This is a genomic window from Staphylococcus nepalensis (assembly GCF_014635045.1).
In the GTDB taxonomy this organism is placed as follows: domain Bacteria; phylum Bacillota; class Bacilli; order Staphylococcales; family Staphylococcaceae; genus Staphylococcus; species Staphylococcus nepalensis.
This window is the reverse complement of sequence record NZ_BMCF01000002.1, coordinates 466319-477581: the sequence shown is the minus strand read 5'-3', so window position 1 is coordinate 477581 and position 11263 is coordinate 466319. Positions and strand designations below refer to the sequence as shown.

Sequence of the window (11263 nt, the reverse complement as noted above, 5' to 3'; positions counted from 1 at the left end):
TATGGTTAAGCATATACAAACTGAAGTGGATGCATTTGGGTTCTTTGGTAATTTTGGCGGTCAATATGTTCCTGAAACATTAATGCCAGCAATTCAAGAACTGAAACAAGCTTATACAGAAGCTAAAAATGATCCTTCATTCCAAAATGAACTTAATGGTTATTTAAAAGATTATGTAGGCAGAGAAACACCACTCACTTACGCAGCTTCCTATACAGAATCACTTGGTGGAGCAAAAATTTATTTAAAAAGAGAAGACTTGAACCATACAGGTGCACATAAAATTAATAACGCACTTGGGCAAGCGCTTTTGGCTAAAAGAATGGGGAAAAATAAATTAGTAGCAGAAACTGGTGCTGGACAACATGGTGTGGCAAGCGCAACAGCTGCAGCATTGTTTGATATGGAACTAGTAGTATTTATGGGTGAAGAAGATATTAAACGCCAATCGTTAAATGTATTTAGAATGGAATTACTTGGTGCAACGGTTGAACCCGTGACTGAAGGTCAGGGAACCTTATCCGATGCTGTAAATAAAGCTTTACAATATTGGGTCAGTCATGTGGATGAAACGCATTATTTATTGGGATCGGCGCTAGGACCAGACCCGTTTCCAACTATAGTTAGAGATTTTCAAAAAATAATAGGTACTGAGATTAAAGAACAAATTAGTGACAAAGAAGGGCGATTACCAGATGCGATTATTGCCTGCGTAGGTGGTGGATCGAATGCGATTGGCACTTTCTATCCATTTATACAAGATGATGTTGCATTGTATGGCGTTGAAGCAGCCGGTGAAGGTATTGATAGCGATAAACATGCACTTGCTATTAATAAAGGAAAAGAAGGTATCTTACATGGCACTAAAATGTATTTAATTCAAGACGATCACGGTCAGATTGAATTAGCACATTCCATATCTGCAGGGCTAGATTATCCAGGCGTCGGGCCAGAACATTCATATTATCATCATATTGGAAGAGTAAAATATGCTACAGCTAGTGATAAACAGGCGATGGATGCATTGGTGAGATTTACGAAAGCAGAAGGTATTATTCCTGCTATTGAAAGTGCACATGCATTAAGTTTTGTTGAAGAAATAGCGCCAACTATGGATAAAGATCAAATAATCGTGGTAACTGTATCTGGACGTGGCGACAAAGATATGGAAACAATAAGAAATTACATGAAACAGGACGGTGACAAAGATGCGTAAATTATTTATTCCATATATTATGGGTAACAAACGTTTTATTGAAAACATGAAAACGTTAAGCGATGCAGGTGCTGATATTATAGAAGTAGGCGTCCCTTTTTCTGACCCTGTAGCTGATGGGCCTGTGATTATGGAAGCTGGCAATAAAGCGATTCAAGATGGTGTAAATATACAATACATCTTGGATGCGTTAACCGCTCATCGTGAAAGATTATCTAGTAAGTATGTGTTAATGACATATATTAATATTATAAATTATTACGGGGAAGATGCGTTTTTTGATGCGTGTGAAAAAGCTGGTGTATATGGTTTAATCATACCTGATTTACCACATGAGCTTGTACAACAATTAAAAGACAGGCATCCCAACCGGAAAGTGAACCTTATCCCTCTAATCGCTATGACTACTTCAGAAGAACGTATCAATCAAATTGTTGCAAACGCCGAAGGGTTTATCTATACAGTTACTATGAACGCGACTACAGGTGAAAATGGTAAGTTTCATCCGGACTTAAAACAAAGAATAAACAATATCAAATTAAAAGCAAACGTACCAGTAGTTGCAGGATTTGGTATTCGTACACCTGACCATGTAGAAGATATTGTTGAAGTAGCAGATGGTGCAGTTATTGGCAGCGAAATTGTTAAACGATTTGATCGCGATCAGAACCAACAAACAGTAAATTATCTAAATTCTATCAGAAAAGCGTTAGATAAATAAAAAACATATTAGATGTGTGAAGTTCGTATGAGACGGGTATTAATTGTAATAGAAATCAATTATAGATGGTTAAATTGAATTCAATTTAATTCAAATAAAGAGTCAAACGAATGAAGAGGTGACTATGTTGAGTAAAAAAGTTTTATTCATTATAACAAGTAGAGCACAGTATGAAGATGGCACACCAACAGGTTTATGGTTAGAAGAGGCCAGTGAACCTTATCATATTCTAACGGAAGATGGTATACAAGTTGATATAGTTTCAATTGAGGGAGGAGAAATTCCTTTAGATCCAAATTCAACTCAAAACGACGAGTTGAATAAATATGCGCAATTTGTAGAAAAAATTAAAAATGTGCCGAGCATAGATGAAGTTAATGTTATAGAATATGATGCAGTCTATCTACCGGGTGGCCACGGTACGGTATTCGATTTTGCGCACAACCAAAGATTAGCTAATATCTTATCTGACTTCAAAAATGAAGGCAAGTTCATTTCCTCTGTGTGCCATGGTCCAAGTGCCTTTGTAGGTGCAAAAGATAAAAATGGCAAGTACCTAGTAGAAGGCGTTACTTTAACGTCATTCACAGATAATGAAGAACGTGCGATGGGTCTAGAGTATAAAGTGCCTTTCCTAACACAAACAGCATTAGAACAACAAGGTGCTCAATTTATAACAAATGAAGACTTTACAGAGCATATTGAAACAGATAATCAATTCATTACTGGTCAAAATCCTCAATCAAGCGTAGCAATAGGTAAAGCACTAAGAGATGCTTTAAATTAATATAGAAGATAAATTATATATAATTTTATGAAGGATCTGGGATATAGTGAAATATCCCAGATCCTTCTTTATTATCGCAAGTAGTGAAGCAAGTTCGAAAAAAGGCTTACAACAGCTTATTATTTTATTGCTCTAATCATTTTTACAAGCACAAAATCTATAATTTTAGGAAAATATATTTATATCTATGTCTTTTATAGAACATGCTTATTATTCAATTTAGATTTGTGTTTAAATGAGTATTCTTTGTTAAAATAAATATAGTGCTATAATATAAAATACATAGATTAAAACCTAATTGTAGCATTTAGCAAATATATCTAGGGTATCGATTTAGTTTTGTAAATGAATATTGTATAATAATCAAGATTGAAGTTTAAACTCGAAAAAAGAACTATAGACAAATAGGAGTATATAAAATGAAATTTACGAATTTAACTGCTAAAGAGTTTGGGGCATTTGTTGATCATATGCCAAACAGTCATTTTACACAAATGGTTGGAAATTATGAGCTGAAAATTGCAGAAGGTACTGAAACACACTTAGTAGGTGTAAAAGATAACAACAACGAAGTGGTTGCAGCTTGTTTATTAACTGCTGTACCAGTAATGAAATTATTCAAATACTTTTACACTAATCGTGGGCCAGTTATTGATTTTGAAAATAAGGAACTAGTCCATTATTTTTTCAATGAACTATCAAAATATGTTAAAAAACACAACGCGTTATATTTAAGAGTAGACCCGTATGTTGCATACCAGTACCGTAATCATGATGGAGAAGTATTAGAAAATGCAGGCCATGATTGGCTCTTTGATAAAATGAAACAACTTGGTTATAAACATCAAGGTTTTTTAACTGGTTTTGATCCAATTATTCAAATTAGATTCCATTCGGTATTAGACTTAAAAGATAAAACTGCAAAAGATGTTCTCAATAATATGGATAGTTTGCGTAAACGTAATACGAAAAAAGTTCAAAAAAACGGCGTAAAAGTAAGATTTTTAAATGAAGATGAATTACCTATTTTCCGTTCATTTATGGAGGATACCTCAGAAACGAAAGATTTTGACGATAGAGAGGATAGCTTCTATTACAATAGGTTGAAATACTACAAAGGTCGCGTCTTAGTTCCATTGGCTTATATGGATTTTGATGAATATATTGAAGAATTAAAATCTGAACGTGAAGTGCTCAGCAAAGATATAAATAAAGCGCTTAAAGATATTGAAAAACGCCCTGAAAATAAAAAAGCATATAATAAAAAAGAAAATTTAGAAAAACAACTCATTGCAAATCAACAAAAAATTGATGAAGCGAAAGCATTACAAGAAACGCATGGTAATGAATTACCAATTTCTGCGGCGTTCTTTATCGTTAACCCGTACGAAGTAGTTTATTATGCTGGAGGCACATCTAATGAGTTTAGGCATTTTGCAGGGAGTTATGCGATACAGTGGAAAATGATAAATTATGCTATTGATCATCATATTGATAGATATAATTTTTATGGGATTAGTGGAGATTTTTCAGAAGATGCTGAAGATGCAGGTGTTGTTAAATTTAAAAAAGGCTTTAACGCCAACGTCGTTGAATATGTTGGAGACTTTATCAAGCCAATAAATAAACCAATGTACAAAATTTATACAACATTAAAAACGCTAAAAGATAAAAAGAAATAAGCAATATAATTTAGAAAGGAACTAGCTATAATGAAATTTACAGAGTTAACTGTCAAAGAATATGACAATTTTGTACAAAACCCAGCATTAGAGAGTCATTATTTTCAAGTAAAGGAAAATATAGCTACTAGAGAAGAAGATGGTTTTCAAGTTGTTTTATTGGGCTTAAAAGATGATGATAATCAAGTGATTGCTGCTAGTCTTTTCTCTAAAATTCCAACGATGGGTAGCTATGTATATTATTCAAATCGAGGTCCAGTAATGGATTATAAAGACTTAGGCTTAGTGGACTTCTATTTACGGGAATTAGATACTTATCTTCAAAAACAAAACTGTTTGTATGTAAAAATGGATCCATATTGGATATATCAAATCTATGATAAAGACGTTAATCCATTACCCAATCATGAAAAAAGTGATGCGCTTGTTAATTTATTTAAGTCTCATGGCTATACACACCATGGATTTACAACTGAATATGATACATCAAGTCAAGTAAGATGGATGGGCGTTTTGAATTTGGATGGCCAAACGCCAGCATCACTAAAAAAACAATTTGATAGTCAAAGAAAGCGTAATATTAATAAGGCAATTAATTTTGGGGTAAAAGTAAGATTTTTAGAAAAAGATGAATTTGATCTCTTTTTATCGCTTTACCGTGAAACAGAAGAGCGGGCTGGGTTTGTATCTAAAACGGATGAATATTTCTATAATTTTATAGACAATTATGGAGACAAAGCATTACTTCCTTTAGCCTATATAGATTTAGACGAATATATCATTAATACACAAGAAAGTATTAATGATAAAGAAGCACGCAGAGATCAAATGATGCAAAAAGAAAATAAATCAGATAAACAACTAAAAAAAATTGCTGAAATAGATAAACAAATTGAGCATGACAAAAAAGAATTGTTACATGCCAGTGAGTTAAGGTTAACAGACGGTTCTATTTTAAATCTTGCGGCAGGCGTGTATTTTGCTAATGCTTATGAAGTGAATTATTTTTCAGGTGGTTCATCTGAAAAATATAACCAATATATGGGCCCTTATATGATGCATTGGCATATGATTAATTATTGTTTTGATCATGGATACGGCCGTTACAACTTCTACGGTTTATCAGGTGATTTTACTGAAAACAGTGAAGATTATGGCGTATATCGATTTAAACGTGGTTTTGGAGTACAAATAGAAGAATTAATTGGTGATTTTTATAAACCGATTAAGAAATCTAAATATTGGTTATTTAATACATTGAATAATATTAGAAAAAAAATCAAAAAATAAAAAAGAAAGCATACTGGTAAACATAAGCCCCAATCCAGTATGCTTTCTTATGTTCAAAAGTCGGTTATATAAAGACACACACTTCATATAACAGTGAACTTTGAGTGGATTATCATGTAATGTAAATTCTAGTTGTCTTCCACATTTTTAGTATAAAGTACAACGCATATCATTTGCAATATCAATTCATTCTATTAACAGAATAGTAAAAAATAATTTTATAATATAAAATTAAAAATATATCAAAGAAGCATATTCCTTATATTTCAGGAATATGCTTCTTTGATTGTTAAATTACTAAAAGAAATATTTCAATATTTAATATATATTGAAACTTATTAATGTAAGGCGTCTATAATATAAGTTATGCCAATAATAAAGAAAACAGCACTCATAAATATAGCAATGATAACAGCTGCTATAAGAGGGTTGAATAGTAAAATAACCCCAAATATGATTTCTATAATATTTAAAATGATAGATAAACTATGGAAACCTCTATTTGATTTTTCTGCTGGTGTCACAGTAAACATATTAAAAAGTGCGTTAATAATAAACCAAATCGCGAATAAATAAACGATAAATGTCGTGCTTGTTACTACATTAAATAATATAAGTACACCGATGATAATATTAATAATGCCCAATACAATAAGTATATTGGAACCATTTTGAGTCGCTTGTTTCATAACACGTCTGATAAATATTTCAATAAAACCATTAATAATAAATAAAATACCAATCAACCAAGTAATAGCAAATAAATTTTCTTCTGGAAAACTAACGATAAATACACCAATAATTAAGAAAAAAACGCCAATTAATAAGCTAGACCATTTGATGCCTGTTTTTGGATACATCTATTTCACCCCATTCTAAGTAATATTTACCCCAAACCATAGCCTTCAACACGTTTATTTTCAATAATATTATTATGTTAATTGTTTATAGAAAGCTAAATTGTAATATTTGATTTAATCTCTATTTAAGTTCAATCTATATATATAGTATGTTATTAGAAAGTATGTATAGGAGTGTTTAATCAATGGCTATGTCAATTAAAAAAGTGATATACAAAAAGTTATTGAAAAATTTATCAACGGAGCCGTTTGATGTGACGTTTTGGGATGGTTCAACAATCCATTATAATGACGGAATTTCGAAATTCCGTTTGACTTTTAATAAACCATTAAATCGAAAATCTTTAAAAGAAAATCCTATGATTGCCTTAGCTGAAGGTTATATGGATAAAGATATTGAAGTAGAAGGTCATTTAGAATATGTAATGGAAACGATATTTTCTAAACAAAGTAGTTTTATAAATCAACCTAAGAAAAAATTAAGCAAATCAACTAAAAAAGGGAATAACAAACAAACATCTAAAGAAAATGCTTCGTTTCATTACGATATAGGCAATGATTTTTATCGTCTTTGGTTAGATCCTACTATGAACTATTCATGTGCATATTTTAAATCAGAACATGATTCATTGTACGAAGCACAAGTCAATAAAATGAACCATATACTAAAAAAATTGAATTTACAGCCAGGGCAACGTTTGTTAGATATTGGTTCAGGATGGGGACATCTCATCATTGAAGCTGCAAAGCAATATAATGTTCGATCATTGGGAATCACACTAAGTGAAGAGCAATATAGAAAAACATTAGAACGTGTTGAAGCTGAAGGATTAGTAGGGCAAGTAGATGTGAAATTGATGGATTATAGAGACCTTATGAATGAAAATATAACCTTTGATCGCATTGTGAGCGTAGGTATGCTGGAACACGTCGGTCATGAGAATATCCCAACATTTATGGATAATACACACAAGTTATTAAAAGAGGGTGGAGTAGCACTGTTGCATTGTATTACCGGCCTGGAGGAAGTAGAAGGTAATGAGTTCCTTACTAAATATATCTTCCCAGGAGGCGCAATTCCATCGATTAGAGAATTAATTGACCATATGTCACAAAATAATTTAAGAATTGTTGATGTGGAAAGCCTAAGAAGACACTATACATTAACGTTACGTCATTGGGTAGAAAACTTTGAATCTAATATAGATAAAGTTCGTGATCAATTTGATGAACGATTTATTCGAATGTGGCGTTTATATTTAAATGCATGTGCTGCAAACTTCACTTATGGTGTGTCGGATTTACATCAATTCTTGATTACAAAAGGTGTGAACAATGATTTACCGATGACAAGAGATTATTTATACCAAGAGGATGAGTAATAAATAGCCATTCATCAAAGAACCGGGATATGTACAATGTCTCGGTTCTTTGGGTTTTTTTGATGGAAACACGTGAAATATGTGAAAAAAGCGCGATTTATTGCTATAAGAAGTAGACTTAATATTTTATTAGTTTACTTTATTTATGTTATGTAAACTTTATAGTTTAATATACTACTTCAAAACCATCAGTTAAAGACTAAAATATTATATATTTTTATAGCAAAACCTGTCATTTGTAAACTTATAGCAGCCATTTTACTACGAATGCACTATTTTTAATGATTTATGACGCTGACGTTCCTATATTTGAGCATCAAATTGTATTACCGTGTGTTGATATTCATGCTATTGTAAATGATTTAACTGCAATAGATAAGATCACAGACATTTTTATAGATAGTTCACTTTATAGACAAAGCGCTGTACTTAATAAACTATCAATTAATTTAAGTAAATAATTATAATTAGTATATAGCAACTTATTGCTTGTTTAGATTATAACGTCAGTTTATCAGTTTAATTAAGATGTATTGGCATACTTATAAGTATATATATTGACTAAGCAATTTAAATACGCTTAAATTGCTTAGTCAATATAAAGTTTATGATATGAAATATTTAAAACTAAATTGATATTCAATAGATAACGATGGCTATATATAAACGTATGTACTTAAAGTTTAAATTACAATTGAATAACGTATACACCTATAGTAACTTGATGAAACGTATCGTAAAAGACATATCATTCAATTACTATATTTATTTTCATATTTTAGTTTACATAATATATATTATAGGAAGTTATATTAAAGTTAGGTTTATAGTTGTATTTACGATTTGAGATGCTTCTCCACTTTGTGATACTTAATTACTTAAAGTTTTATATCACTTTTTGAATACTAGTTTATCTGATTAGATTATTTGATGTCTATCTCTATAAGCTAATCAGATAATATGAGTCATTTTATTATGTTGAATTTTAAGTTAAATTACTATATGACTACGATGATTGCTTTTTTTATTTTAGTTTTAAATATATAATTGAATTCCTCATAAAAAAATCTCCATTAATAAATATCTGATTTACGTGGAGATTTTTTTGTTTACTATTTGAATTGTTATAACATTTCTCTTGAGTTTTAGATAAGGCTCTATAGTGTTTGTTGTTCAAAATATTGTTATGATAGATTTGCTGTAGCGTATTTAAGGTTTTAACACGACTTTAATATTGTTATCCTTTTTCTGATCAAATATTTCATAAGCCTCAGCTGCTTCATCTAAAGGCATCGTATGCGTAATAATATCAGTTGGGTCAAAAGTGCCATCTTGAATCATGTCATATAGTTTTGGCATGAGATGGATGACTGGCGCTTGGCCTGTTTTTACTTGAACGTTACGGTTAAATATTAAATTTAACGGAAAATCGTCTGCTGGGCTGGCATATATACCTGTTAATTGAATTGTGCCAAATTTCCTTACTGCTTCAGCCGCCGTATCAATTGGACTTATCGTTCCACGTTGCGCTGAATTTGAACTTAAATTACGTTCAGATTCTTTTACTTGACCGTCCATGCCTACACAATCAATAACGACATCTGCGCCGCCTTGCGTTGTTTCACGAAGTAATTTTCCGATTTCTTTTTCTTCGTCGAAATTGTAAACTTCAACTTGATTATATTGTTTCGCGTGTTGCAGTCTATGCGTTACATTATCTATACCGATTACGCGTTTAGCCCCCTTCATTTTAGAGAATTTTTGAGCCATTAAACCAATCGGTCCACAACCGAGTATAACTACAGTATCACCTGATTTAACACCAGCATGTTCTACACTCCAATATGCAGTTGGCACTACGTCAGATAAAAAAAGTACTTCTTCATCTTTTTTATCATTATCAGGTACTACGAAAGAAGAAAAGTCTGCATATGGCACTCTAAGATATTCGGCTTGGCCTCCCCAGTGATTGCCGTGCATACTACCAAAACCAAACAAACCGCCATTATCCATTTTCCAGTTTATTGGATCTTGATTTGAATTGTCACATTGAGATTCCATATCATGGTTACAATAATAACAATCTCCACAACCGATATTAAATGGTATGACAACGCGATCGCCCTTTTTAAGTTTTTTAACGTCTTTACCCACTTCTTCAACGATGCCCATAGGTTCATGCCCTATAACAAATCCTGGATCCATCATTAAATCACCTTGGTGATACAAATGCAAATCCGATCCACAAATACCGGATGCTGTAACTTTAATGATTGCATCTGTAGTTGCCTCAATGCTAGGATCTTTGACTTGTCTTACTTCCATCTGTTTTTGTCCTTGAAAAGTAACTGCTTTCATATTGCCACCTCTTTCTAATTTTTACTGTGTCACATAAATTTTTCCCTTATATTGTAATAAATAAACTTTAGGTTACTTTTGTTTATTATAGATTGGTTGGTTACTACGATAATAAGAGTTGTCTTCGTTATAATGTCTTCTTTATTACCGTTCGATTTAGTTTTGAAAATACGTTTTGCTAATTTTAATAAACAATTTTAAATTGAGCACTTAGGCAAGTGTCATCGTTAGCGTGGTAGTTTGTAGAAGGATGTTGCCCAAGAACCTTATTTGTTACGTTTATAAAATGATTTCAAATTTTGCTTTTAGTCATTTAATAGATTACCTTTGTTCGGTATAGGGTTTTCCTTGAAAATTTTAGCTAAATGAATGGTATTATATGCTAACATTTCTACATGTTTTTTTGTGAAGTCATTTTCGTAATCAATATCCATATATGAAGGGCCTGGACCAGCTTCGCCTACCCAATATGCATCGACGTTCGGTGGTATAGTAAACCCGATGTGAGATAGCGAATATAATATGGAAGTTGCTGCATGTTTAGCGCCATCTTCATTACCTGTAACTACGGCGCCGCCTACTTTATTATAGAAAATTGATTGACCTTGCTCATTTGTTAAACTGCTACTGCCATATAACCGTTCAATCGCTAATGTAGCAACACTACTTTTTTCTCCTAACCATAAAGGTGTTCCAATAATCAAAATATCCGCATTTGCAATTTTTTTTAAAATTTCAGGCCATTCATCACCTTCGCCCATATCATCAGATATGCCATATGAAATGTGATAGTCACTTAAACGAATGATTTCGCTGTTTACATTCTCTTTTTGATAAATTTCAATAACTTCTTTTGCTAAAGCTTCAGTATTAGAACCTTCATCTCCATGTTTCAAAGAGCCGTTTAAAATAATTGCATTTAACTTCATCATATAAACTCCTTTCTATATTACGATTTGTTTACCCT

General features: G+C 31.9%; 10 protein-coding genes. 7 read left to right on the top strand and 3 right to left on the bottom strand.

Annotated elements, in window-relative coordinates:
• The first annotated feature begins 1 nt into the window (after position 1).
• The 5 genes from trpB (at position 2) to IEU88_RS05380 (ending at position 5696) form a co-directional block, all read left to right on the top strand.
• Positions 2–1216, top strand: a complete 1215-nt coding sequence (gene trpB, locus IEU88_RS05400) for a tryptophan synthase subunit beta (RefSeq protein ID WP_103373029.1) — start codon at positions 2–4, stop codon at positions 1214–1216.
• The gene (trpA, locus tag IEU88_RS05395; RefSeq protein ID WP_103373030.1) at positions 1209–1937 is read left to right on the top strand and encodes a tryptophan synthase subunit alpha; all 729 of its coding nucleotides are present in this window, start codon (positions 1209–1211) and stop codon (positions 1935–1937) included. Before trpB ends, trpA begins: the two co-directional genes overlap by 8 nt.
• A 127-nt stretch (positions 1938–2064) precedes the next feature.
• The gene (locus IEU88_RS05390; RefSeq protein WP_103373031.1) at positions 2065–2724 is read left to right on the top strand and encodes a type 1 glutamine amidotransferase domain-containing protein; all 660 of its coding nucleotides are present in this window, start codon (positions 2065–2067) and stop codon (positions 2722–2724) included.
• Between the two features lie 419 nt (positions 2725–3143).
• Positions 3144–4406, top strand: a complete 1263-nt coding sequence (locus IEU88_RS05385) for an aminoacyltransferase (protein WP_096809831.1) — start codon at positions 3144–3146, stop codon at positions 4404–4406.
• Positions 4407–4436: 30 nt separating this feature from the next.
• Complete coding sequence (locus tag IEU88_RS05380; RefSeq protein ID WP_096809830.1) at positions 4437–5696, top strand: aminoacyltransferase; 1260 nt, start codon at positions 4437–4439, stop codon at positions 5694–5696.
• Positions 5697–6034: 338 nt separating this feature from the next.
• Here IEU88_RS05380 and IEU88_RS05375 read toward each other — a convergent pair whose 3' ends face one another.
• The gene (locus tag IEU88_RS05375; protein ID WP_096809828.1) at positions 6035–6556 is read right to left on the bottom strand and encodes a DUF308 domain-containing protein; all 522 of its coding nucleotides are present in this window, start codon (positions 6554–6556) and stop codon (positions 6035–6037) included.
• Between the two features lie 185 nt (positions 6557–6741).
• Between IEU88_RS05375 and IEU88_RS05370 the strand changes: the two genes are divergently transcribed.
• Both IEU88_RS05370 and IEU88_RS05365 read left to right on the top strand, forming a co-directional pair.
• Entirely contained in the window at positions 6742–7938 is a 1197-nt protein-coding gene (locus IEU88_RS05370; RefSeq protein WP_269668774.1) for an SAM-dependent methyltransferase, read from the top strand.
• A 281-nt stretch (positions 7939–8219) separates the two neighbouring features.
• Positions 8220–8399, top strand: coding sequence for a hypothetical protein (locus IEU88_RS05365; RefSeq protein WP_096809826.1), 180 nt, complete (start codon positions 8220–8222; stop codon positions 8397–8399).
• A 748-nt stretch (positions 8400–9147) separates the two neighbouring features.
• On the opposite strand, the gene IEU88_RS05360 is transcribed toward IEU88_RS05365, so the two are convergent.
• Both IEU88_RS05360 and IEU88_RS05355 read right to left on the bottom strand, forming a co-directional pair.
• Positions 9148–10296 (bottom strand): alcohol dehydrogenase catalytic domain-containing protein, encoded by a 1149-nt coding sequence (locus IEU88_RS05360; protein WP_096809822.1) that lies wholly within the window; start codon positions 10294–10296, stop codon positions 9148–9150.
• 305 nt (positions 10297–10601) lie between these two features.
• Positions 10602–11228, bottom strand: coding sequence for a flavodoxin family protein (locus IEU88_RS05355; protein ID WP_229719011.1), 627 nt, complete (start codon positions 11226–11228; stop codon positions 10602–10604).
• Between the last annotated feature and the right edge of the window lie 35 nt (positions 11229–11263).